Annotated in this window: 22 protein-coding genes; 13 read left to right on the forward strand and 9 right to left on the reverse strand. The window is 68.5% G+C overall.

Features of this window, described 5'->3' with window-relative positions:
* Positions 1 to 22: 22 nt before the first annotated feature.
* A complete protein-coding gene (gene pmbA / locus K6V06_RS05430) occupies positions 23 to 1,393 on the reverse strand; it encodes a metalloprotease PmbA (protein ID WP_222240700.1) in 1,371 nt (456 codons plus the stop codon).
* 142 nt (positions 1,394 to 1,535) lie between these two features.
* Between pmbA and yjgA the strand changes: the two genes are divergently transcribed.
* Positions 1,536 to 2,162 (forward strand): ribosome biogenesis factor YjgA, encoded by a 627-nt coding sequence (gene yjgA, locus K6V06_RS05435; protein ID WP_304524119.1) that lies wholly within the window; start codon positions 1,536 to 1,538, stop codon positions 2,160 to 2,162.
* Complete coding sequence (gene mog, locus K6V06_RS05440) at positions 2,159 to 2,809, forward strand: molybdopterin adenylyltransferase (RefSeq protein ID WP_222240704.1); 651 nt, start codon at positions 2,159 to 2,161, stop codon at positions 2,807 to 2,809. Before yjgA ends, mog begins: the two co-directional genes overlap by 4 nt.
* Before the next feature lie 49 nt (positions 2,810 to 2,858).
* On the opposite strand, the gene K6V06_RS05445 is transcribed toward mog, so the two are convergent.
* Together K6V06_RS05445 and orn are read right to left on the reverse strand one after the other, a co-directional pair.
* Positions 2,859 to 3,740: an AEC family transporter gene (locus K6V06_RS05445; protein WP_222240706.1), complete on the reverse strand. Its 882-nt coding sequence runs from the start codon at positions 3,738 to 3,740 to the stop codon at positions 2,859 to 2,861.
* A gap of 168 nt (positions 3,741 to 3,908) precedes the next feature.
* Positions 3,909 to 4,562: an oligoribonuclease gene (orn, locus tag K6V06_RS05450; protein ID WP_222240708.1), complete on the reverse strand. Its 654-nt coding sequence runs from the start codon at positions 4,560 to 4,562 to the stop codon at positions 3,909 to 3,911.
* A gap of 149 nt (positions 4,563 to 4,711) precedes the next feature.
* Between orn and K6V06_RS05455 the strand changes: the two genes are divergently transcribed.
* Together K6V06_RS05455 and rsgA are read left to right on the forward strand one after the other, a co-directional pair.
* Positions 4,712 to 5,959 carry a M48 family metallopeptidase gene (locus tag K6V06_RS05455; RefSeq protein ID WP_222240710.1) on the forward strand — a complete coding sequence of 416 codons (1,248 nt, stop codon included), beginning with the start codon at positions 4,712 to 4,714 and terminating at the stop codon, positions 5,957 to 5,959.
* Complete coding sequence (gene rsgA / locus K6V06_RS05460) at positions 5,956 to 6,927, forward strand: ribosome small subunit-dependent GTPase A (protein WP_222240712.1); 972 nt, start codon at positions 5,956 to 5,958, stop codon at positions 6,925 to 6,927. Before K6V06_RS05455 ends, rsgA begins: the two co-directional genes overlap by 4 nt.
* A gap of 9 nt (positions 6,928 to 6,936) precedes the next feature.
* On the opposite strand, the gene K6V06_RS05465 is transcribed toward rsgA, so the two are convergent.
* Positions 6,937 to 7,671: a sulfite exporter TauE/SafE family protein gene (locus K6V06_RS05465; RefSeq protein ID WP_222240714.1), complete on the reverse strand. Its 735-nt coding sequence runs from the start codon at positions 7,669 to 7,671 to the stop codon at positions 6,937 to 6,939.
* A gap of 63 nt (positions 7,672 to 7,734) precedes the next feature.
* Here K6V06_RS05465 and K6V06_RS05470 point away from each other — a divergent pair, with 63 nt between their 5' ends.
* The gene (locus tag K6V06_RS05470) at positions 7,735 to 8,043 is read left to right on the forward strand and encodes a putative signal transducing protein (protein ID WP_222240716.1); all 309 of its coding nucleotides are present in this window, start codon (positions 7,735 to 7,737) and stop codon (positions 8,041 to 8,043) included.
* A 22-nt stretch (positions 8,044 to 8,065) separates the two neighbouring features.
* Here the strand turns inward: K6V06_RS05470 and K6V06_RS05475 are convergent, their stop codons facing one another.
* Both K6V06_RS05475 and K6V06_RS05480 read right to left on the reverse strand, forming a co-directional pair.
* Entirely contained in the window at positions 8,066 to 9,058 is a 993-nt protein-coding gene (locus tag K6V06_RS05475; RefSeq protein WP_222240718.1) for a CobD/CbiB family protein, read from the reverse strand.
* Positions 9,059 to 9,374: 316 nt separating this feature from the next.
* The gene (locus K6V06_RS05480; protein WP_222240720.1) at positions 9,375 to 10,073 is read right to left on the reverse strand and encodes a pirin family protein; all 699 of its coding nucleotides are present in this window, start codon (positions 10,071 to 10,073) and stop codon (positions 9,375 to 9,377) included.
* A gap of 185 nt (positions 10,074 to 10,258) precedes the next feature.
* On the opposite strand from K6V06_RS05480, the gene K6V06_RS05485 reads away from it, so the two are divergent.
* Positions 10,259 to 11,182, forward strand: coding sequence for a LysR family transcriptional regulator (locus tag K6V06_RS05485; protein WP_222240722.1), 924 nt, complete (start codon positions 10,259 to 10,261; stop codon positions 11,180 to 11,182).
* Positions 11,183 to 11,186: 4 nt separating this feature from the next.
* On the forward strand, positions 11,187 to 12,098 hold the full coding sequence (gene gluQRS, locus K6V06_RS05490) for a tRNA glutamyl-Q(34) synthetase GluQRS (protein ID WP_222240724.1): 912 nt from the start codon (positions 11,187 to 11,189) through the stop codon (positions 12,096 to 12,098).
* A 25-nt stretch (positions 12,099 to 12,123) separates the two neighbouring features.
* On the opposite strand, the gene K6V06_RS05495 is transcribed toward gluQRS, so the two are convergent.
* A complete protein-coding gene (locus K6V06_RS05495; protein WP_222240726.1) occupies positions 12,124 to 13,665 on the reverse strand; it encodes a DEAD/DEAH box helicase in 1,542 nt (513 codons plus the stop codon).
* Between the two features lie 317 nt (positions 13,666 to 13,982).
* Positions 13,983 to 14,990 carry a LysR substrate-binding domain-containing protein gene (locus K6V06_RS05500; protein ID WP_222240728.1) on the reverse strand — a complete coding sequence of 336 codons (1,008 nt, stop codon included), beginning with the start codon at positions 14,988 to 14,990 and terminating at the stop codon, positions 13,983 to 13,985.
* Between the two features lie 122 nt (positions 14,991 to 15,112).
* On the opposite strand from K6V06_RS05500, the gene K6V06_RS05505 reads away from it, so the two are divergent.
* The 6 genes from K6V06_RS05505 to K6V06_RS05530 all read left to right on the forward strand — a co-directional run bounded on the left by K6V06_RS05505 (position 15,113) and on the right by K6V06_RS05530 (position 22,849).
* Positions 15,113 to 16,501, forward strand: a complete 1,389-nt coding sequence (locus tag K6V06_RS05505) for a D-serine ammonia-lyase (RefSeq protein WP_222240730.1) — start codon at positions 15,113 to 15,115, stop codon at positions 16,499 to 16,501.
* Between the two features lie 85 nt (positions 16,502 to 16,586).
* Positions 16,587 to 17,564 carry a tripartite tricarboxylate transporter substrate binding protein gene (locus K6V06_RS05510; RefSeq protein WP_222240732.1) on the forward strand — a complete coding sequence of 326 codons (978 nt, stop codon included), beginning with the start codon at positions 16,587 to 16,589 and terminating at the stop codon, positions 17,562 to 17,564.
* A gap of 181 nt (positions 17,565 to 17,745) precedes the next feature.
* Positions 17,746 to 19,275, forward strand: coding sequence for an amidase (locus tag K6V06_RS05515; RefSeq protein WP_222240734.1), 1,530 nt, complete (start codon positions 17,746 to 17,748; stop codon positions 19,273 to 19,275).
* Positions 19,276 to 19,305: 30 nt separating this feature from the next.
* Positions 19,306 to 20,499, forward strand: coding sequence for an FAD-binding oxidoreductase (locus tag K6V06_RS05520; RefSeq protein WP_222240736.1), 1,194 nt, complete (start codon positions 19,306 to 19,308; stop codon positions 20,497 to 20,499).
* 284 nt (positions 20,500 to 20,783) lie between these two features.
* The gene (locus K6V06_RS05525; protein WP_222240738.1) at positions 20,784 to 22,187 is read left to right on the forward strand and encodes a selenium-binding family protein; all 1,404 of its coding nucleotides are present in this window, start codon (positions 20,784 to 20,786) and stop codon (positions 22,185 to 22,187) included.
* A complete protein-coding gene (locus K6V06_RS05530; protein WP_255581610.1) occupies positions 22,184 to 22,849 on the forward strand; it encodes a hypothetical protein in 666 nt (221 codons plus the stop codon). Before K6V06_RS05525 ends, K6V06_RS05530 begins: the two co-directional genes overlap by 4 nt.
* A gap of 118 nt (positions 22,850 to 22,967) precedes the next feature.
* On the opposite strand, the gene K6V06_RS05535 is transcribed toward K6V06_RS05530, so the two are convergent.
* Positions 22,968 to 23,966: a tripartite tricarboxylate transporter substrate binding protein gene (locus tag K6V06_RS05535; protein WP_222240740.1), complete on the reverse strand. Its 999-nt coding sequence runs from the start codon at positions 23,964 to 23,966 to the stop codon at positions 22,968 to 22,970.
* Between the last annotated feature and the right edge of the window lie 120 nt (positions 23,967 to 24,086).

The following is a 24,086-nucleotide window of genomic DNA, read 5'->3' on the forward strand; positions in this document are numbered from 1 at the left end:
CCGCATCGGACGCGCCCCGCCCTCAAGCCCCCGCGATCGTCATCTGCTCGATCAGGATCGAGCCCGTTTCCTTGGTGCCGCGCACCAGCGTATCCGCGCCAATTCCGACGATCTGGCGGAACATCTCGGCCATATTGCCGGCGATGGTGATTTCCTCGACCGGATACTGGATCACGCCGTTCTCCACCCAATAGCCGGCCGCGCCGCGCGAATAGTCGCCCGTCACGTAGTTGACGCCCTGCCCCATCAGTTCGGTCACCAGCAGCCCGGTCCCCATCTTGCGCAGCATGCCCTCGAAGTCGTCCTCGGGGCGGGTCAGCTTGCTGGTCAGCGACAGGTTGTGCGAGCCGCCGGCATTGCCGGTGGTCTTCATGCCGAGCTTGCGTGCCGAATAGGTGGACAGGAAATAGCCCTCCACCACGCCGTCGCGCACCACGTCGCGCGCCTGGGTGCGCACGCCTTCCTCGTCGAAGGGGGCGCTGCCCATTGCGCCGGGCAGATGCGGCTGCTCGTGGATATCGATATGGGGTGCGAACACCGCCTTGCCCAGGGTGTCGTACAGGAAGGTGGACTTGCGATACAGCGCGCCGCCCGACACCGCCTGCACGAAGGCGCCCAGCAGGCCGGCGGCGAGCGGGGCCTCGAACAGCACCGGGCAGCGCCGCGTCGACAGCTTGCGCGCATTCAGCCGCGCCAGCGCGCGTTCGGCGGCATAGCGGCCGATGTCCTCTGGCCGGGCGAGCGCGGTGGGAGCACGCCTGGACGAATACCAGTCGTCGCGCTGCATGCCGCTGCCCGAACCCGCGATGGGCGCGCAGGAGACGAAATGGCGCGAATACGGATAGCCGCCGACGAAGCCGCGCGTGGTCGCGAGCACGAACTGCGAGTGCTGTGCCGACACGCTGGCGCCGTCGCTGTTGCGAATGCGTGGAGAAACCGCGAAGGCGGCCGACTCGGCGCGGCGGGCGATGTCGATCGCCTGCTCGGCATCGATGTCCCACGGATGGAACAGGTCCAGGTCGCGCGGCTCGCGCTCCAGCAGCTCCTCTTCGGCCAGCCCGGCGCACTCGTCCTCGGCGGTGAAGCGCGCGATGTTGTAGGCCGCCTCGGCGGTCGCCCGCAGCGCCGCCGAGGAGAAATCGGAGGTGCTGGCGTTGCCGCGCCGCTTGCCGATCAGCACGGTCACGCCCACCACCTTGTCCCGGTTCTGCTCGATGGTCTCGACCTCGCCCTTGCGCACCGTCACCGACAGGCCGCTGCCCTCCGAGATCTCGGTGGCGGCGTCGGTCGCGCCCAGCTCGCGGGCCACGCGGAGCACTTCCGCGGCCATCTCGCTCAGCTGAGCCTGGGTGTAGGTGAAATGGGCGTTCGTGTCGAGAATGCGTTCGGTCATCAGTCAGTCAGGCGGTGGGAGGTTGGCAAGCCGATCCGTGGTCGGAGGCAACGGCTGTGTGCGGTGCGGTGCCGGGTGCCGGTTCGAAGACAGGCCGGACACAAAATCCAAGCGGCAATCATAGCAAGATAAAATGCCGCCCATGACGCGATCATCCCGCAACCCATCCCGTACCGGGGGATTCCCCGGCGCTTTCTCGCCCGAACCGGAAGACGAGGAACCGAAAAGCAAATCGCAGCGCAAGCGAGACATGCACGCGCTGCAGGACCTCGGCACCGAACTGGAGGCGCTGCCCAAGGACCGGCTGGCGCGCGTGCCGATGCCCGAGGCGCTGCACGATGCCATTCACGAGGCACGCCGCATCAACAGCCACGAAGGCAAGCGCCGCCAGATGCAGTATGTCGGCAAGATCATGCGCGGCCTGGACGACGACGAAGTCGAGGCGATCCGCCGCGCGCTGGAAGGCTTCAAGGGCACCAGCAAGGCCGAAACCGCCCGGCTGCACCTGATCGAGCGCTGGCGCGAGATGCTGCTGCGCGACGACGATGCGCTGACCCGCTTTCTGGCGGAGCATCCCGGCGTCGACGTGCAATCGATGCGCAACCTGATCCGCGGTGCCCGCCGCGAGCAGCAGCAGAACAAGCCGCCGCGCAATTTCCGCGAGCTGTTCCAGGCGATCAAGCAGGCCCTCGAAGCCCGTGGCGCGAACGAGGCCACGGACGAAGCGAGCGCCGCCGACGCAGACCAGGACGACCAGGATCGACCATGACCGACACCAGCAAGCCAGCGACCCATCCCGTGCAGCGCCGCCATCCCGACGAACTGGTGGTGGGCTTCGTTTCGATCTCCGACCGCGCCTCCTCTGGCACCTATCGGGACGAGGGCATCCCCGCCCTGCGCGACTGGTTCACCGGCACCATCACGTCGCCATGGCAGGCGGTGGAGCGTCTGATTCCCGACGAGCAGGAGCAGATCTCCCGCACGCTGATCGAGCTGGTCGATGTGGCAGGTTGCGATCTGGTGCTGACCACGGGGGGCACTGGCCCGGCCCGGCGCGACGTGACGCCGGAAGCGACGCTGGCCGTCGCGACCAAGGAAATGCCCGGCTTCGGCGAGCAGATGCGCCAGGTCAGCCTGCATTTCGTGCCCACCGCGATCCTGTCCCGGCAGGTCGCCGTGATTCGCGAGACCGCCAGCCGGGCGGCGCTGATCATCAACCTGCCCGGCCAGCCGCGCGCCATCCGCGAGACGCTGGAAGGGCTGCGCGGCGACGACGGCAAGGCGATCGTGCAAGGGGTGTTCGCCGCGGTGCCCTATTGCATCGACCTGATCGGCGGACCCTACGTCGAGACCAACGAAGCGGTGGTCAAGGCCTGGCGCCCCAAGCACGCGATCCGGCCCAAGTCACAGGGCTGACCGCGGGCGATGACGCGGGCGCCGCCGGGGTGCCCGCTACCCTGGGCAATTAGCGCAAGCCGAGATAGAGCCCTACCGGCACGAACACCACTGCGGCGATATTGCCCAGCAACACGATCGACGCCACCTGATCCGGCTCCTGCCGGTAGTGGTCCGCCACCAGGAAGTTGAGCACCGCCGGCGGCAGCGCGGCGAAGACGAACAGCAAGCCGCGCTGCAGTTCGGTCAACGGCACCACCGCGGCCAGCAGCAGCGCACAGGCGATGCCGGTCAGCGGACAGACGATCGCCCCGGCCAGCCCCATCCCCCAGTTGCGCAGGCTGACATCCTTCATCCGCACCCCCAGCGCGAACAGCATCAGCGGCACGGTTGCATCCCCCAGCAGGCGGATCGACTGGTAGACCGGTTCGGGCAACGCGAACCAGGGCCTGGCCAGCGACAGCGCCACGCCGGCGGCAGTGGCCAGCACCATCGGATTGCGGGCGATGCGCGCCATCGACGCATGCCGGTCGACGATGCGCATGCCCAGCGTGAAATGCATCAGGTTGGACGCGGCGAACAGCGCCACGGCCGGCGCCAGCCCGGCGGGACCGAAGGCGAACACCGACAGCGGCAACCCCATGTTCCCCGAGTTGTTGAACATCATCGGCGGCACGAAGGTGCGCGGATCGACCCGCAGCCAGCGGGCCACCGCCCAGGCGAGCAGCCCCGAACCGAGCACGACCGCCACCGCGCAGGCCAGCAAAGGCAGCTGGTCGGCCAGCACGAAGTCCTTGCTGATGAAGGCGGACACCACCAGCAGCGGCGCGATCACGTCCAGCGTGGCGCGGTTGATGCCCGTCATGTCGGGCTGGGCGCGTCTGCCATACCACCAGCCGATCAGGATGATCAGGATGACGGGTGTGATGATGGAAACGATACGGGCGAACATAGGGGGCAGATGGGCGCGACCGGCGGACCGGTTCGTCAGTCCCTTGCGGTACCGGCCAGTCGCTGGGTCCCCGCCTGCGCGGGGACGACAGGAGAAGCGCCACGGTGGCGCAAAGCAAGAGAGATCGATCAACCGTCGTCCCCGCGCACACGGGGACGACGGAGGCGGTTAACCGGCGGTGGCGGCCTCGCCCGGCGCGGTGTCCTGGCTGGAGCGGATGAAGTGGGTGCGGTAGTAGCGCAGCTCCTCGATCGACTCGAGGATGTCGGCCAGCGCGGTATGCAGCTGGCGCTTGACGAAGCCCTTGTGGATGGCCGGCTCCCAGCGCTTGCACAGCTCCTTCAGGGTCGAGACATCGAGGTTGCGGTAATGGAAGAACGCCTCCAGCTTCGGCATGTAGCGCGCCATGAAGCGGCGATCCTGGCAGATCGAATTGCCGCACATCGGCGACTTGCCGGCCGGCACCCAGCGCTTGAGGAAGGCCAGCAGCTCGGCTTCGGCCTGCGCTTCGGTCAGCGTCGAGGCGCGCACCTTGTCGATCAGGCCGGAGCGGCCATGGGTGCCCTTGTTCCAGTTGTCCATGCCGTCGAGTACCGCGTCGCTCTGATGGATCACCAGCACCGGACCCTCGGCCAGGATGTGCAGCTCGGAGTCGGTGACGACCACCGCCACCTCGATGATGCGGTCGTTCTCGGGCGACAGACCGGTCATCTCCATGTCGAGCCAGATCAGGTTGTTCTCGCTCTTGACCGACCTGGCCGCGGGGGCCTGCGGCTGGCTGGAGGAATCGGAGGCGGGGCTGGTGGTGGATTCGGTTTGCATCGGTGCAGATTGGTTCGACGAACGGGTTCGGCCGGGGCGGCACGGCGCGCAGCGCAGCTGGCGCGCGCGAGGACCATCCGGCGCGAGGACTTATAATTCTCGCATACCGGGGCGCCGCGCCCCACGCCAGCCAACCAGGCAAGGATCCGATGTTCACTCTGCTTTTTCTCGTCGCCCTCGTGGTGATGGTGCTCACCAAGCTGTGGCTTGCCGCGCGGCAGGTGCGGCATGTCGGTCAGCACCGGGACACGGTGCCCGCCCGCTTCGCGGAAACGATTACCGTGGAGGCCCATCGCAAGGCCGCCGACTACACCATTGCCCGCACGCGGCTGTCGATGCTGGAAGTGCTGGCCGGGGCGGCGGTGCTGATCGGCTTCACGCTGCTGGGCGGCCTGCAGTGGCTCAACCAGTTCTGGATGTCGGTCTTCGGCCCCGGTTACGCCTATGGCGTGGCGCTGATCGCCAGCGTCGCCGCGATCGGCGGGCTGGCCGAACTGCCCTTCACGCTGTACGCCCAGTTCGGCATCGAGCAGCGCTTCGGCTTCAACCGGATGACCTGGAAGCTGTGGCTGGCCGATTCGATCAAGATGCTGGCGGTGGCGGCCGTGCTCGGCCTGCCCCTGCTGCTGGCGGTGCTGTGGCTGATGGACCGGGCCGGCCAGTGGTGGTGGCTGTGGACCTGGGTGGTCTGGATGGCCTTCAATCTGGTGCTGCTGGTGATCTTCCCGACCTTCATCGCGCCGCTGTTCAACAAGTTCGAGCCGCTGTCGGACGAAGGACTGAAGCAGCGCATCGAGGCGCTGATGCGCCGCTGCGGCTTCGCCAGCAAGGGGCTGTTCGTGATGGACGGCTCGCGCCGCAGCGCCCATGGCAACGCCTATTTCACCGGCTTCGGTGCCGCCAAGCGGATCGTCTTCTTCGACACGCTGCTCTCGCGCCTGGACGGCGACGAGATCGAGGCGGTGCTGGCGCACGAACTGGGGCACTTCAAGCGCCGCCATATCCTCAAGCGCATCGTGGTCACCTTCGCGCTGAGCCTGCTGTTTCTCGCCCTGCTGGGCTGGCTCTCCACGCAAGCCTGGTTCTATACCGGACTGGGCGTGCTGCCCAATCTGCTCTCGGACAGCCACGCGCTGGCGCTGGTGCTGTTCTTCCTGACCCTGCCGGTCTTCACCTTCCTGCTCGGGCCGCTGTCGAGCCTGTCGTCGCGCCGCCACGAGTTCGAGGCCGATGCGTTCGCCGCCGAGCATGCCAGCGCGTCGCACCTGGTGTCGGCGCTGGTCAAGCTGTACAAGGACAACGCCTCGACGCTGACGCCGGACCCGCTGTACAGCGCGTTCTACTATTCGCATCCCCCGGCCGCGCAGCGCATCGACCGCCTGCTGTCGCACGCATGAGCGCCGCTTCCCGCAAGCGAGGCGGCGCCTCCGGCAATGGCGGCGACCAGAAGCCGGCGCGGCTTGCCGCCCTGATCGTCGCGGCGCATGGCCGCCACTATGTGATCGAGCTGCAGGACGAGGCACGCACGCGCCTGCACGGCTTTCCGCGCGGCAAGAAAAGCGACTGCGCGGTGGGCGACCACGTCATGGTGGAAATGACGGCGGCCGATCAGTGCGTGATCGTCGAGGTCCGGGAACGCCGCAACCTGCTGCACCGCTCGGACCAGTTCAAGTCCAAGCTGCTCGCCGCCAATATCGACCAGGTCGCCATCGTGCTGGCGACCGAGCCCGGCTTCTCCGAGGATCTGCTGGGACGGGCGCTGGTCGCCGCCGAGGCGCTGGGCATCCGCCCGCTGGTGCTGCTCAACAAGGTCGATCTGACCGCGCGCCTGGCCGAAGCGCAGGGCCGGCTGGACCTCTATCGCGAGCTTGGCTACGACACGCTCGCGCTATCGGTGCACGGCGATCCCGACGGCGCGCGCGCCCTGCTGCAGCCGCAGCTGGCCGGCAAGGCGACCATCCTGATCGGGCAGTCCGGCATGGGCAAGTCGTCGCTGCTGAACCTGCTGATTCCGGGCGTCGAGGCCCAGACCCGCGAAATCTCCGCCAAGCTCGATTCGGGCAAGCACACCACCACCTTCACCCGCCTCTATCACCTGCCGGCGGAATGGGGCCAGGGCGGCGCGCTGATCGACTCGCCGGGCTTCCAGGAGTTTGGCCTGCACCATCTGTCCGAAGGGATGCTGGAGCGCGCCTTCCCGGAATTCCGGCCGCGGCTGACCGCGTGCCGCTTCTACAACTGCCATCATCTGAACGAGCCGGGCTGCGGCGTGCTGGAGGCCGTGCAGACCGGCCAGATCTCGCCGCGCCGGCATCAGCTGTACGCGCAGCTGGTGCACGAGGCGAGCCAGCAGAAGCCCTGGTAGCCGCGCGGCCTACCCCATCCGCAACCCCGACACCAGCATCGCCACGCCGGACAACGTCAGCAGCGTCAGCACGATCCGCCGGAAGGCCGCTTCATCCAGATGCCGGTACAGCCGGCTGCCCAGCAGCACCGGCACCAGCACCGCGGCGGCGACGATCGCGAACATCGGCACGGTGTCGGCGGAGACGGCACCGGTGCCGAGGTACACCAGCATCGTCGCCGCCAGGATGGTGAGGTTGAAGTTCTGGATCACCGAGCGCTGGCGGTCCTTGGGCAGGCCGCGCAGGGTGCACCACAGCGTCGGCACCGCGCCGCTGAATCCGCCGATCCCGCTCATCGCCCCGCCGATGACACCGGCCGCGCCATCGGCCGCCCTGCCGCCCCAGCGCACGGCCGGCAGCCGCGGGGCGAACAGCATCGCCGGGCACCACAGCAGCAGAAAGGCGCCGAAGACCAGCTTGAACAGCCGCATGTCCAGATACGGCAGGATCGCCACACCCAGCGGAATGCCGAGCAGCCCGCCGGCGAGGAAGGGGAGCAGCGCGCGTGCATCGAAGCCGCGCCGTACCCGGACGGCGGCGATGATCTGGCCGACCAGGCTGCCAAACAAGGTCAGGCTGGCCGCCAGCCGGGGCTCGAGCGTCCACGCCCACAGCGACATCGCGGTCAGCCCGAAGGCGAACCCGGACAAGCCCTGCACGAAGCCGCCCGCGGCTGCGCCGAGCGCGACGATCAAGTACTCCATGGTTCCCCCATTGCGACGGCACGCCGCGTGCTATGGTGACGCCATGGGACACCGCACGCGCCGATGAAACTGCTGCTATCCACCCAATCGCTGGTCCACGCGGCGCATTGTCACAACCTGCTGCTGGCGGCAGGCATCCGTGCCCAGTTGCGCAACACGTGGCTGTCCGGCGCGATCGGAGACATTCCGTTCCAGGAGAGCGCGCCGCAGGTATGGCTGGTCGATGACGATTGCGAGGAGAAGGCCTGGGCGGTGCTCGCCGCCGCCGCCAATCCGCCGGCGGGCCCGTCCTGGTGTTGCGAGGGCTGCGGCGAATGGCATGAGGCGCAGTTCGCCGCATGCTGGCGCTGCGGCCAGGGGCGCCACCGCTAGCGCCGGCAGCCGACCGGTCGCGTTAGCCGACCCAGTGCGCCAGCGACAGCATCGCCAGCAGCAGCATCCACAGCACCACCGCCCGCCAGACCAGCCCCACCGCCGATTGCAGCGCACGCACGCCGGGGTCGGCGCCGAACTCGGGCGCAAGCGGTTCGGGGCCGCCCTCGGACTCCAGGCCCGGCGCATAGTCGAACGTTGCGCCCGACAGCGGGCTGGCGAGCACCACCGCCGTGTCGTCTTCCGGCAGCGGCACGCCCAGGCGCACGCCCAGCGCGCCTCCGCCGCTGGCCAGCAACACGCCGTTGGTCTCGTCGCGCCACTTGCGCGCGTGATTGCGCCAGGCGTACACAGCGTCCTCGAAGTTGCCAACGATGGCAAAGCCGATCGAGGTCAGCCGCGCCGGAATCCAGTCCATCAGATGGAAGGCACGCGCGGCGAAACGGCCGAACGACGGGCTGCGCTCGGCCGACGGCTGGCTCCACTGCCGTGCCAGATACTCGGTGACCCGGTACAGCACCACGCCCGCCGGGCCGATCGGCACCAGGAACCAGAAAAAGACGCCGAACACGTGGCGATGCACGGCGACGATGGCCGCCTCCAGCGTATGCCGCACGATCTCGCTGACCGGCATCTCGACCGTGTCCAGGCCGGTCCATTCGTGCAGCACCGCGCGCGCCGCCGCCGGATCGTCGCGGTTGAGCGCTTCGTGGATGTCGGTGAAGTAGTGGCTGAACTGGCGAAACCCGAGCGTCAGGTAGAGCAGCAGGACGTTCCAGGCCAGCGTCAGCGCGACGCTGATGGAAGCAAGCAGATAGTGGATGCACAGCGCCGCGATGGTCAGCGGCAGCGCGACGGTGGCCCATGCCAGCGCGGCGTCGCGTGGCTTGCCGGTGTCGAACGCGCGCTCGGCGCGGTCCGCCAGCGCGCGGACGATTTCGTGAATGGGATTGTTGCGGCCCAGCGCACGGAACTGTTCGGCAATCAGCGCCAGTAGGACGGAAACGAAGGTCATCTCGGGTTGGAATGGGCGATGGCCATGGCGCCGCAACGCTGCTGCCGCGGCCCGTGGCCGGGGCGCTGTCGATTCGCGGCAAGCGTGCGTGTTTCGCTCTTCTGTCCGCGGTTTTGTCGATATGCGGAAGATAGCACAGCGCCATGGTGGGGGACGGGCCGCAGGACGCGGGGGCCGCCGGTCGGGCGCCCGCTGGCCCTCTCCCACCTGCAGCAACGACACCCCGCCGGTTTTCTCCCCTCTCCCACTTGTGGGAGAGGGGCCGGGGGAGAGGGCATCTGGGCGCTCGCCCTTGCCCTTGCCCTCGCCCACACCATCAGGGCAGATCGAACACCAGCACTTCCGCCCCCTGCCCGCCGCTGACCGACACCGTGCCTGCATCGACGATCTTTGCCGCATCGCCCGCCTGCAGCGTGTGGCCGTTGACCGTTACCGAGCCACGTGCCACATGCACATAGCTGCGGCGTCCCGGCGCCAGTTGCAGTTGCGCCGACTCGTCGCCGTCGAACAGGCCGGCATACAGCCGCACGTCCTGATGGATCACCACCGAGCCTTCAGCGCCGTCAGGGCTGCCCACCAGGCGCAGGCGGCCGCGCTTGTCGGCTGCCTCGAAGCGCTTTTCCTCGTAGCCGGGCTCGATGCCGGTGCGATCCGGCAGAATCCAGATCTGCAGGAAATGCGTGGTCTGATCCTGCGAATGGTTGTACTCGGAATGCCGCACGCCGGTACCGGCGCTCATCCGCTGCACATCTCCCGGACGGATCACGCTGCCATTGCCCAGGCTGTCCTTGTGCGCGAGCTCCCCGTCGAGCACGTAGCTGATGATCTCCATGTCGCGGTGGCCGTGCGTGCCGAACCCCTTGCCGGCGGCGACGCGGTCCTCGTTGATTACCCGCAGCGGGCCGAACTGGATATGGTCGGCATCGAAGTAGTCGGCGAAGGCGAAGCTGTGATACGACTGCAGCCAACCGTGGTCTGCAAAGCCGCGCTGGTTGCCATGACGAATTTCAATCATTTTGACGTCCCTCTCGAAGTGGTTGGGCCGACGAAAAGGCGGTGCCTGGTGGCCGCTGCGTGAGGAGGACTGTCTTTCCCTGCCTGTCCGCTGCGCCGTTCCGTCATGCGATGCTAGGCAGTTTAGGCCGCCTCCGTTATATTGCGCGAAGCGATCCTGCAAGAAGTCATTCAGAAAAACTGAACATGCCTCTTTCTCTTGAATCCCTGGAAGTGCTCGACGCAATCGAGCGCAAGGGCAGCTTTGCCGCGGCGGCGCACGAGATGGGAAAGGTGCCCTCCGCCCTTACCTATGTGGTGCGGCGGCTGGAGGAAGACCTGGACGTGCTGCTGTTCGACCGGCGGCGCCATCGGGCGGAACTGACCCCTGCGGGGCGCGCTCTGCTGGACGAGGGACGCCATCTGCTGCACGCCGCCAACGACCTGGAGCGGCGCGTCAAGCGGCTGGCCACTGGCTGGGAGGCGAGCCTGTCCATCGTGGTGGATGACGCCATCAACTTTCGCGCGCTGCTGCCGCTGGTGCAGGACTTCTATGAGGAAAACAGTGCGACCCGGCTGCGGTTCTGCAAGGAAGTGCTGGGCGGCTCCTGGGATGCACTGGTGGGCAACCGGGCCGATCTAGTCATCGGGGCGGCCTTCGATCTGCCCAGCACCCAGGGTTACCAGTTGCGCGCGCTGGGCACCATTCCATTCGTCTTCGCCATCGCGGTCCACCACCCGCTGGCCAGCGAGCCCGGTCCGCTGACCGCGGCCCAGATTGCCGGCCACCGGATCGTCGCGGTCGGCGACACCTCGCGCAACCTGCCCGCGCGAAATCATGGGATCCTCGCCGGCCAGGACATGCTGGTGGTGCCCACGATGCGAGACAAGCTCGACGCGCAGCTGCGCGGGCTGGGCTGCGGCTGGCTGCCGGTCGCGATGGCGCAGCCGTATATCGACCGCGGCGTGCTGCTGGTGCGCGAAACGGTGGAGATCCGCCCGCCCAGCACCTTCAATATCGCCTGGCGCACCAGCCATCGGGGCAAGGCGCTGCAGTGGTGGACCGCCAAGCTGGCCGACGAGCGCCTGGCGCAGGCCCTGCTGACCTTCCACCCCGGGGCGGCAGCCTGAGCCGATGGCCGATTCCGCTGTAACGGGCGCGACTGCGAACGCCCGCCGCTATCGCGGCCGCTTCGCGCCGTCGCCGACCGGTCCCCTTCACCTCGGCTCGCTGGTGACAGCGCTGGCGAGCTGGCTGGATGCGCGCGCCCACCGTGGCGACTGGCTGGTGCGCATCGAGGACATCGACATGCCGCGCTGCGTGCCGGGCGCGGACCGGCACATCCTCGATACGCTGGCGCGGCTGGGGATGCATCCGGACGAGCCGCCCGTCTGGCAGAGCCAGCGCCAGTCGCGCTATGCGCAGGCGCTGCAGCGGCTGGAAGGCGCGGGCATGGTCTATCCCTGCGGCTGCACGCGCAAGGAGATTGCCGATTCACTGCGCCACGCGCGGGAACGGCATCAGACCCTGGCCTACCCCGGTACCTGCCGCAACGGCCTGCACGGCAAATTGCCGCGCGCCTGGCGCGTGCGCGTGCCGGACGGCCCCGCGGCGCTGCTGTGTTTCGACGACCGCTGGCAGGGACGCCAGTGTCAGGACCTGGAAACCGAACTGGGAGATTTCGTGCTGCGCCGCGCGGATGGCCTGTGGGCCTATCAGCTGGCGGTGGTGGTGGATGACGGCCTGCAGGGCATCACGGATATCGTGCGTGGCGCCGACCTGCTCGACTCGACGCCCCGGCAGATCCATCTGCAACGCCTGCTCGGACTGCCGGCACCCGCCTATCTGCACGTGCCGGTGGTGGTCAACGCGCAGGGAGAGAAACTGAGCAAGCAAAGCGGCGCCGCGGCGATCGATGCGCTCGATCCGCTCGCCGCCTTGCGGCTGGCCGGCTCGCACCTGGGCCTGCACAGCAGCAGCCCCAGCGTGCCGGGCTGGCTGACCGAGGCGACCGGCCAGTGGGCGCGGCGCTGGCTGCGCGGCTAGGCGTTCGCCGCGCTACCGGCCGATTTCAGGACTTGCGCGGAACGCCGCCGAGCAGCGCGGCCAGCTGGCGCTTGGGCCGGTTGCGGTTGAACCCGGCCTGGCGCGGATCGAGCGCGGCCGCTTCGGGCTGGCCCTGCGCGTCGGGGCCCGGCTCGTAGGGGCGCGAGAAGAACGGATCGTCCGATGCCCGGAACGTCGGCTTGTGCGCGCGGGCGGCCGGGTCGAACTTGCGCGGCCGATCGTCCTCGCTACGCGGGCGGCGAGCCTCGCCCCGCGCCGGGCGTCGGCGGTCGCCCTCCTCGGCACGGGCCTTGGCCCCGGTCGGATCGAAGCCTTCGAGCTTGCCGCGCGGCACCGCGCGCTTGAGCAGCTTCTCGATGTCCGCCAGCAGGCGCTCGTCGCCGGGCACGAAGATCGACAGCGCATCGCCGCTGGCACCGGCACGGCCGGTGCGGCCGATACGGTGCACGTAATCCTCGGCGCTGAACGGCAGGTCGAAGTTGATCACGCAAGGCATGTCGGCGATATCGAGTCCGCGCGCGGCCACGTCGGTCGCGACCAGCGCGTCGATGGTGCCCTGCTTGAAGCCCTCCAGCGTCTGCATCCGTTCGGTCTGGGTCTTGTCGCCGTGGATGGCGGCGGCGTTGATGCCCTCGCGCTCCAGATGCCGCGCCAGGCGCGAGCAGCCGATCTTGCTGTTGACGAAGACGATGCACTGGCGCGACAGGCCCTGCTCGGCGCGCTGCTTCAGCAGATGCACCACGGCTGCCTGCTTGTAGCCGTCCTCGACCTGATAGACCACCTGACGCACGTTCTCGTTGGCCGAGTTGCTGCGTGCGACCTCGATGGTGACGGGCTGCTGCAGGTAGCTCGAGGCCAGCCGCTTGATCTCGGGCGAGAACGTCGCGGAGAACAGCAGCGTCTGGCGCTTGGCCGGCAGCAGGTTGATGATGCGCTGCAGGTCGGGCAGGAAGCCCATGTCCAGCATGCGGTCGGCCTCGTCGAGCACCAGCATCTGCACCTGCGACAGGTTCACCGATTTCTGCTGCACGTGATCGAGCAGCCGGCCCGGCGTGGCGACCAGGATCTCGACACCCCGGCGCAGCGCGTCGGTCTGCGGGTTCATGTCGACGCCGCCGAACACCACGGTGCTGCGCAGGTCGGTGAAACCGGCATAACGGGCGACGTTCTCATAGACCTGATCGGCCAGTTCGCGCGTCGGCGTCAGCATCAGCGCCCGTACCGGATGGCGCGCGGGCGAGGCACTGGAATTGGCCATCGGCAGCAGGCGCTGGATGATGGGCAGTGCGAAGCCGGCCGTCTTGCCGGTGCCGGTCTGGGCCGCACCCATGACGTCCTTGCCGAGCAGCACCACCGGGATCGCCTGCGCCTGGATCGGCGTTGGCTTGGTGTAGCCCTGCTCGGTCAGCGCGCGCAGGATGCGCGGGTCCAGGCCAAAGCTCTCGAAGGTGATGTCCGCCGCTGGGGCAGCTGCGGCAGTGGGGGTTGCAGTCGTTGCGGAAGTCGGTTCCGCGGCAGCGGAAGAAGCGTTAAGGGTCGTGTTCATCGTATGGATATCTGGCGGAGGCGAACCCGGCACCAGCGGACACGCATCTCTCGAACGCAGCAAGCGAATTCGGCGGCAGTGAGGGTTGGACGAACGGCCATGCCTCGCATTGACGCGGGGCGGCTGGTTGCGGCGAAGCGGGCAAGCGCAGGCGGCGTGGCCACGATCCTGGCGAATCCCGTGAACCGACTCCCTGCGAACCCGCTGCGCACCGATTCCCTGTCAACCAATCGGCCGAAAAATCAAAGACTTATATTCTACAGCACCCGGGCATTAACCGGATAGCCCTGCGCCGGCCAGTATGGTAGCGCAGAGTGTCAAACCCGTGTCCGCCGGGTGGCCGCAGCTCGACGCCGCGCGCCGGCGCGCACTGCCCGCCCCTTCGCCAGCCAAGGCGCGCGGGCCGCCTGGAAGCGCGCTCCCTCCGCCACCAGCCACGCCTCGATCCGTGCCACCTGCGGCGTCTGGCCGTGGGCGGAGACGAAGTAGTAGGCCGCCTCGCTGGCCACGTGCAGCCCGAACAGGTCCACCAGCCGCCCCGCCTGCAGATCCTCGAGGATCAGCGCCGTGCGGCCCATTGCCACGCCTTGCCCGGCGAGCGCCGCACTGACGGCGAGCTGCGACAGGTTGAAGCGCTGCCCCTGCTCCAGGTCCGGCACGGCCACGCCCGCGTGCTCCAGCCAATAGCGCCACTCGTCGAACTCGCCGGCGCCATCCCAGGGACTGACGTCGTGCAGCAACAGGCTGCCACGCAGATCGGCCGGCGTGCGCAATTCCGGGTGGGCCGCGACGAAGGCGGGACTGGCCACCGGCATCAGCCATTCGTCCAGGAAACGACGCGCACGGACGTCTTCATAGGCGCCCGGATCGAAACGGACGGCCGCCTCGATGCCTTCCCGCACCATCCTGGTGCGATCGAGCGCATGGAACTCGCCATACACCCGCAGGCCGATGTCCGGATAGTCACGAAAGAACTCACCCATCCGCGGTGTCAGCCAGCGCATCGCGAACGAGGGCGAGCACGACAGTGCAACCGGGCCGGCCTCGCCGCGCCGGCGCAGCTGTCCCAGCGTTCCCTCGATCGCTTCGAACGATTCGCGCAGCACGAAGCGCAACCGCTCCCCTTCCGGCGTCAGCACCAGCGCGCGCGGCGTGCGCAGGAACAGCGGGCGGTCCAGCCACTGCTCCAGATGCTTGACCTGCTGGCTGACCGCCCCCTGGGTGACGCACAGTTCGGCGGCCGCCTGGGTGAAGCTGCAGTGCCGCGCCGCTGCCTCAAAACAGCGCAGCCATCCCAACAATGAGGCGGAGAGAATCGTTGCCATTAGTCAGACTAATGCTAAACCTAGCACGAATGGTTTGTCAGATCGGCACCTGCGAGCGAAGAATGCAGTCATCGCGGCGTTGTCCGCCAATCGCAGAAACGTCTTGCCAAGGTCCGACCCGAATGCGTGAAAACCCTTATACCGACGGTTCCCACTCCCCCGTCATCGACGCCGCGACGCTGGCCGCGCTGCGCGCCGCCGCGCCCTGCCTGTGGACCAACCCGGCCCGTGCCGGCGCGGCCCGGGCGAGCGTCCCGGCGGGCGACAAGGACATTAGTCTAGCTGATGTGAAGGCGGCACGCGCCCGCTTCGATCGCTTCGCGCCCCTGCTGATCGAGCTGTTTCCCGAGCTGGCCAGCAGCGGCGGCTCGATCGAATCCGCGCTGCGGGCGGCCCCCGCCATGCAGCGGGAACTCGCCCTGCCGCAGGCGCTTGGCGCGCTGTGGATCAAGACCGACCACAGCCTGCCGATCGCCGGCTCGATCAAGGCGCGCGGCGGCATTCATGAAGTGCTCGAATTCGCCGAAAGCGTGGCCCTGCGCCACGGCCTGCTGGGCGCGCAGCCGGGCGACGCCGGCAACGATTACCGCCGCCTCGCCACGCCGCAAGCCCGCGAGGTCTTCTCCCGCTACCAGGTCGCGGTCGGCTCGACCGGCAACCTGGGCCTGAGCATCGGCGTGATGGCCTCCGCCCTCGGCTTTCGTGCCGCCGTCCATATGTCGGCGGACGCCAAGCCGTGGAAGAAGGACCGGTTGCGCAAGCGTGGCGTGGAAGTGGTCGAGCATGCCGGCGACTACCAGCAGGCCGTCGCCGCCGGCCGCGAGCAGGCGCGGCAGGATCCGTACTGCCACTTCGTCGACGACGAGCGTTCGTTGTCGCTGCTGCTGGGCTACAGCGCGGCCGCGCTGCACCTGGACGAGCAGCTGACCCGTTGCGGCATCCGTCCGCGGGCAGACAAGCCGCTGTTTGTCTATCTGCCCTGCGGCGTGGGCGGCGCGCCGGCCGGCATCGCCTTCGGCCTGAAGCAGCTGTACGGCGAGCATGTGCACTGCTTCTTCGCCGAGCCGACGCAATCGCCCTGCTTCCTGGTGCAGATGGTCGGCGCGGAGCTGACCGGCGCAGGCGGCAACCCGTCCGTCTACGACTACGGCCTGACCAATCGCACCGAGGCCGACGGCCTTGCCGTGCCGCGCGCCTCCGAGCTTGCGGCCGCCGCCATGCGCGAGATCCTGTCCGGCGTGCTGACGGTGCGGGACGACCGCCTGTTCGTCGACCTGCATCGGCTGGCCGAGAGCGAAGGACTGCGCATCGAGCCGTCCGCCGCAGCGGGCTTCAGCGGCCCCGAACTGCTGCTGCAGGGCGAGGCCGGCAAGGCCTACCTGGCTCGCCATGGCCTTGAGGGCGCGATGCAAGGCGCGACCCACCTGGTGTGGACCACCGGCGGCCTGTTCGTGCCCGACGAGGAGTATCAGCGTTTCCATGCACGTGGCGCGGCGCTGCGCACCCAATGACGGCCCGCCCCCGGCCCTGACGATCAACCTGTACCCGACGGGCGCGCTGGCGCCGCCGGATTGCCTTACCTAGCTGGAGAGTTCCATGAAATCGATCCCCACCAAATCGTTCCTTCTGGCCGCCTGCTGCCTGGCCTTCGCGAGCACCGGCGCCCTGGCGCAAAGCTATCCCGCCAAGCCGATCCAGCTGGTCATTCCCTTCCCGCCCGGCGGCGCCACCGACGTGATCGGCCGCCTGATCGGCAAGAAGCTGGGCGACAAGCTCGGCCAGCCGGTGGTGATCGAGAACCGCGCCGGTGCGGGCACCATCGTCGGCGCCAGCTACGTCGCCAAGGCGCCGGCCGATGGCTACACGCTGCTGATCAGCTCGGGCACCACCTTCACCGTCAACCCGGCCATCCACGCCAGGCTGCCGTATGACCCGGTCAACAGCTTCGACCCGATCGGCATCACGGGCCGCACCGGGCTGATCGTGCTGGCCAACCGCGACGTGCCGGCCAACAACCTGAAGGAGATGGTCGCCGCCGCCAAGGCCGAACCGGGCAAGTACTCCTACGGCTCGTTCGGCACCGGCACCACTGCCCACTTCGCCGGCGAGATGCTGCTGCACGCCACCGGCGCCAGGCTGCTGCACGTGCCCTACAAGGGCAGCGCCCCGGCGATGACCGACCTGATCGGCGGCCAGATCGCCTACAGCGTCGATACGGTTGCCGCGGCGATTCCGCAGGTCAAGGGCGGCAAGGTCAAGGCAATCGCAGTGACGACCGCCAAGCGCTCGGCCCTGCTGCCGAACGTGCCGACCGTGGCCGAAGCCGGTTATCCGGGGATCAACGCCGACACCTGGCTGGCGCTGGTCGCGCCCAAGGGTGTGCCGGCGGACGTCAAGGCGAAGCTGGAGAAGGCGCTGGCCGAAACCATGGCCGACCAGGACACCCGCAGCAAGCTGCTGGCAGCCGGGTTCGAGCCGTCCTATGCCTCCTCGGCCGAGCTCGCCGCCCTGATCGACAAGGAGCTGCCGCTGATGCGCGCGGTGGCGCAACGTGCCAATATCAAGGCCGATTGATTCGCGGCCAATGCAGAGACCGGCCGCTGCCCGAGGCGGCGGCCGGTCCGGCAGCCATCATGCTGGCGGCGGACGCGCGATGCGACCGGCCGCCATTGCCGTTTGACACGCAGTTCGACACGCACGGCGGTGCAAGGCTCGCCAGCTTGTCCGCGCTGCCGGAACCACAAGGAAGACAACCATGCCTGACCAACAGCAACCTCTCGTCACCCGCTCGGCAGTGGAGCTGCGCCGCATGATCGGCAGCAAGGAGATTTCGCCGGTCGAACTGCTCGAGGCCTGCATCGCGCGCATCGAGGCGGTCAATCCCTATATCAACGCCGTCACCGCGACCTGCTACGAGCGCGCCCGCATGGAAGCGAAGCGGGCGGAAGAGGCCGTGCTGCGCGGCGAGCCGCTGGGGCTGCTGCATGGACTGCCGCTGGGCGTCAAGGATCTGGAAGCGACCGAGGGCCTGCTGACCACCTACGGCTCGCCGCTGTACCGGGGCAACGTGCCGAAGGAAGACAACGTGCTGGTCGCGCGGCTGCGCGCGGCCGGAGCGGTGGTGGTCGGCAAGACCAATATCCCGGAAATGGGCGCCGGCGCGAACTCGCGCAATGTGGTGTGGGGCGCGACCGGCAACCCGTTCAACCCCAATCTCAACGCGGGCGGCTCCTCCGGCGGCTCGGCGGCGGCGCTGGCTACCGACATGCTGCCCGTTTGCACGGGCTCCGATACCGGCGGCTCGCTGCGCATTCCGGCCGCCAAATGCGGCGTGGTGGGATTCCGTCCGTCCCCGGGGGTCGTGCCGAGCGCGCGCAAGCTGCTGGGCTGGACGCCGATCTCCGTGGTCGGTCCGATGGGGCGCGATGTCGCGGATACCTGCCTGCAACTGGCCGCCACCGCCGGCATGGCGGCCGGCGATCCGCTCAGCTACCCGCTGGACCCGATGGCCTTCCTGGTGCCGCCCGCCGTGGACCTGGGCTCGCTGCGCGTGGGCTGGACGGAGGACTTCGGCGCCTGCGCGGTGGACGACGACATCCGCCGCACCTTCCGCGCCAAGATCGACGCGATGCGCCACCTGTTCCGCTCCTGCGAGGAGGTCCGCCTCGACCTGGGCGACGTGCACCGCTGCTTCGACGTGCTGCGCGCGGAGAGCTTTGTCGCGGGCATGCAGGAAGCCTACCAGCGGGATCCGTCCAGCCTCGGACCGAACACGCGCGCCAACTACGAGATGGGCGCGCGCATGTCGCTGCTCGACAGCGCCTGGGCCCAGGCCGAACAGACCCGCATCCTCAACCGCTTCCAGCAGACGTACCGCGACTACGACATCATCCTGTCGCCGACCACGCCGGTGTCGCCGTTCCCGTGGACCAGTCTCTACGCCGACACCATCAACGGCGAGAAGCAGGAGAACTACTACCGCTGGCTGGCGCCGACCTACGTGGTCACGTTGACGACACACCCTGCCATCTCGCTGCCGTGCGGGCTGGACCATGCCGGCATGCCGTTCGGCCTGCAGGTAGTGGGCAGCTTCCGCGAAGACCTGCGCACGCTCGGCATCGCGCAGGCGATGGAGCAGGCCTTTGCCGCGATCGACACGCTGCGCCGGCCGCTGCCCGACCTGCAGCGCCTGGCCAGGGCCGAGCCGTCGCTGACCTCGATCGTCACCGATCCGCCGATCCTCGATGGCAGCGCGGCTGCAATGGGCAACGCCTCGGCGGTCTGACGACTGCCGGCGTTCCCGCGGAGCAACCAGATGGAGCACGACGTGCAGGACAATCAGCACAGCCAGGACGGTCAGGACGATCAGCACGGCATCGCCGACTTCGCCATCATCGGCGCCGGCATCGCCGGCGCGTCGCTGGGCTACCGCCTGGCGGGCCGCGCGAAGACCGTGATGCTCGAGCGCGAAGCGCAACCGGGCTACCACAGTACCGGCCGCTCGGCGGCCATGTTCATGGAGACCTACGGCACCGCCGCGATCCGCGCGTTGACCCGCGCGGGCCGCGCGTTCTACGCGAACCCGCCCGCCGGCTTTCTTCCCGACGGAGAACAGGCGCCGCTGCTGACACCGCGCGGCGTGCTGTATGTCGCGCGGCCGGACCAGCTCGAACTGCTGGACGCGGCCTACGACGAAGCGCGGGCGCGCTCGCCCGAGGTCGAGCGCGTCGGGCTGGACGCGATGCTCGCGCTGGCGCCGTGTCTGCGCGCGGATGTGGTGGCAGCCGGCATGACCGAGCCCGACGCCTGCGACATCGACGTGCATGCGCTGCACCAGGGCTTCCTGCGCGGCTTCCGCCGGCAGGGCGGCACGCTGGTCACCGACGCGCAGGTGCAATCGCTGCGCTACCACGGGGATCGATGGGAGATCGGGCTGGCCGATGGCCGGTCCCTGCTCGCGCGCGCGATCGTCAACGCGGCCGGCGCCTGGGCCGATGTGCTCGCCGCCCTTGCCGACGTGCCGCCAGTCGGCCTGCAACCGTGCCGGCGCTCGGCCTTCACCTTCCCGGCGCCCGCCGGGGTCGACATCTCGGCGTGGCCGGCGGTGGTGGGCATCGACGAGAGCTTCTACTTCAAGCCGGATGCGGGCCAGCTGCTGGGCTCGCCGGCCAATGCCGATCCGATGCCGCCGCACGATGTGGTCGCCGAGGAGATCGATATCGCCACCGGCATCTGGCATATCGAGCAGACCACCACGCTGCGCATCCCGCGTCCCAGCCATACCTGGGCCGGACTGCGTTCGTTCGTGCCTGACGGCGACCCGGTGATCGGCTGGGACAACCATCGGCCCGCTTTCTTCTGGCTGGCGGGCCAGGGCGGCTACGGCATCCAGAGTGCGGCCGGCGCGTCGTCGCTGGCTGCCAGCCTGCTGCTGGACGACCCGCTGGAGAGCCGGCTCGTTGCCGAGGGCGTGGACCCGCTGGCGCTCGGGCCGCAGCGGTTGCGCTGAGGCGCTGGTCCGACGGCCGGGCTGCCCTCTCCCCCGGCCCCTCTCCCGCAAGCGGGCGAGGGGAGCACGCCCACGACGTTTGCAATGCCACTGGTTTGCTCCCCTCTCCCGCTCGGCGGGAGAGGGGCCGGGGGAGAGGGCAACCAGCACTCCCGGTCCGCTCCCGCCCGCTGCCTACTGTTTGACTTCTACCCCGCCGCCGACCTAGGCTAACTTATTCGACCCGCCGTCCTGGCACGACGACGAGGCCGGTTTCCCGGAACGAGCCAACAGGAGGGCGCATCATGAACATGCGGCCAGACCCCACGTTCCATGCGTCGCCGGCACTGGCGATGCAGGCGCCCGCCGAAGCCTTCGCCTATACCGCGCTGCTCTGCCCGGACGGCTCCCAGCCGGACGCCCTCGCGATCATCGATGTCGATCCGCACTCCTCCACCTACAGCAAGGTGGTGCATACGCTGCCGATGACGCACAAGGGGGACGAACTGCACCATTTCGGCTGGAATGCCTGCTCGTCTTCGCTCTCCCCGCTGTCGGGCCACGCGTTCCTGGAGCGGCGCTTCCTGATCATCCCGGGCATGCGCTCGTCGCGCATCTATATCGTCGACACCAAACCGCACCCCACCCAGGCTTATGTGCACAAGGTGATCGAACCGGAGGAGATTTTCCGCAAGACCGGCTACTCGCGGCCGCATACCGTCCATTGCGGGCCGGAAGGCATCTACATCAGCACATTGGGCGGTGCCGGCGTAGACGGCACCGAAGGCGAGCCCGGCATCTTCATCCTCGACTGCGAGAGCTTCGAGGTGCTGGGCCGCTGGGAGATCGACCGCGGCCTGCAGGACAAGCACTACGACTTCTGGTGGAACCTGCCGCGCGACTACATGGTGTCCAGCGAATGGGCACTGCCGCCGCAATTCGAGAACGGCCTGGTGCCGGAGGAGCTGCTGGCCAATCGCTATGGGCACCGGCTGCATTTCTGGGACCTGCGCGCCCGCCGCAACGTGCAGACCATCGATCTGGGCGCCAACCACCAGATGGCGCTGGAAGTTCGGCCCGCTCACGATCCCGTCAAGGAGTACGGCTTCGTCGGCGTGGTGGTCGACACCACCAACCTGGAGGGCTCGATCTGGACCTGGTGGCGCGAGGACGGCATCTTCCGCGCGGAGAAGACCGCGACGATTCCGCCCGAGCCCGCGAGCAAGGACGAGCTGCCGGCCCTGCTGCAGGGCTTCGGCGCCGTACCGCCGCTGATCACGGACATCGACCTGTCGATGGATGACCGCTTCCTCTACGTGTCCTGCTGGGGCACCGGCGAAATGCGGCAGTACGACGTCACCGAGCCACGCAAGCCGCGCCTGTGCGGCTCGGTCCATCTGGGCGGCATCGCGCGGCGCACGCCGCATCCGAGCGGCAAGACCTTCTGCGGCGGGCCGCAAATGGTGGAGGTCAGCCGCGATGGCAAACGCGTCTACTGGACCAACTCGCTGTATTCCAGTTGGGATGACCAGTTCTATTCGGCGATGCCCGGCGTGCAGGTGATGGCCCGCGCCGCCAGCGACGGCGGCCTGGTGCTGGACGACAACTTCTGGGTCGATTTCCCCACCGGCTATCGGGCCCATCAGACCCGCCTGGAAGGCGGCGACTGCTCGACGGACTCGTTCTGCTATCCGTCGGTACGCAATTGACCCTGGCGAGCCCGGAGTACGCGGCGCTGTGGGTCGCGGTGCTCGCGAGCGGCCTGTACCACGGCGTCAATCCCGCGATGGGCTGGCCCATCGCCGTCTCCAATGCCATGCTGGCGCGCGCCCCCGCAGCGCTGCTGGCCGCGCTCGGCTACCTGCTGCTCGGCCACGTCCTGGCCGTTCTTGCGGTGCTGCTGCCGTTCGGCATGCTGGCCTCGCTGCAAGCCTGGCAGACACAGATTCGCCTCGTCGCCAGTGTGCTGGTGATCGGCTATGGACTGGCACTGCTGCGGTTCCGGCGCCATCCCCGCGCCCTGGTGCGCATCGCGCCATCGCGGCTTGCGCTATGGTCGTTCGCCATCGCGCTGGCGCACGGCGCCGGCCTGATGCTGGTACCGATCTACCTGGGCCTGTGTGGCAGCGACGCCGATGCCGGCCACCGCGCCATGGACGCCATTGCCTTGCGCAATCTCCGTCTTGCGCTGCTGGTGGCGCTCGCGCATGCCGCGGCGATGTTTGCCATGGCGGCGAGCATGGCGTGGCTGACGTATCGCTACCTGGGCCTGCGGCTGGTGGCGCGCAGCTGGTTTCGCATCGATGTGATCTGGGCCGGCAGCCTGCTGGCGGTGGGAACCGCCTCGCTGGTCACGCTGGACCGCGGCTGAGGAGGCACAGGAAGTATCCACCCGACAAAAGAGTCGGGGCCGGAAACCCGACGGCCTCCAGCCCCTCCCCTACCCCGCTACATCCAGCACGGCATGCCGCACGAAGCGGCGCTGGCGATCAATCGCTCTTGATGCCGTTGTCCTGAATTACCTTGCCCCACTTCTTGTCGTCGGCACGCATGCGCGCGGCCATTTGTTCGGGCGTCTGATACGCGGCGACCGTGCCGGCGCCCAGCATCTTTTCCTGCACCACCGGATCGGCCAGCGCCGCCTTCAGTTCAGCCGACAGCTTGGCGACAACCTCCTTCGGCGTGCCCGCCGGGGCCATCAGGCCGCCCCATGCCACGGCGTCAAAGCCAGGGAAACCTTGCTCGGCGACCGTCTTGACCTCGGGTGTGAACGACACCCGCTTGGGCGAACCCACGGCGATCGGCACCAGCTTGCCGGCCTTGATGTGCGGCAGCGCCGCGATCATGTCCGAGAACATCATCGGCACCTGGCCGGCCAGCAGATCCTGCATCGCGGGTGCGCTGCCCTTGTATGGCACGTGCTGGACATCGAACTTGCCCAGGCTCTTCAGCAGCTCGGTCGACAGATGACCGAAGCTGCCATTGCCGGCACTGGTGTAGTTCATTGCGCCCGGCTTCGCCTTGGCCTTGTCGATGTACTGCTGCAGCGTCGTCACGTCTGGCAGCGACTTCGGGTTGACGACCATCACGATGGGCAGGTCGTAGGCCACGCCCACTGGCGTGAAGTCCTTCTGCAGGTCATAGCTGCGGCGGCCCAGCAGATGCGGGGCGATCATCGTCGGGGTTGCCAGCACCATCAGCGTGTAGCCATCCGGCTCGCTCCTGGCCACCGCCTCCGCGCCGATCGTGCCCGAGGCGCCGGGCCGGTTGTCGATCACCACCGGCTGCTTCAGCGACTCGCTGAGCTTCTGTCCCAGGATGCGGGCGGCGGTATCGGTCGGACCGCCCGGCGGGAACGGTACCACCAGGCGGATCGGCTTGGAGGGATAGGTTTGGGCCACCACGGTGCCCGCCACCATCGGCAGCGAGACAGCGAGCATGACGGCGCCGAAGCGGCGCGCGAAGGTACGGCGATTGATGTTCTGCATGGCAACAACAAGGTAAAAGGTCCGGCGGTGGACAGGTGGACGTGGCGCCAGTGAGGCCGCGCACGCCCCCGCGATGCGGTTCGTCGGCAGATCAGGACATGGCTTCGTCGGTCTCCTTCA

The organism is Cupriavidus sp. AU9028 (genome assembly GCF_019795295.1).
Classification (GTDB): Bacteria; Pseudomonadota; Gammaproteobacteria; order Burkholderiales; family Burkholderiaceae; genus Cupriavidus.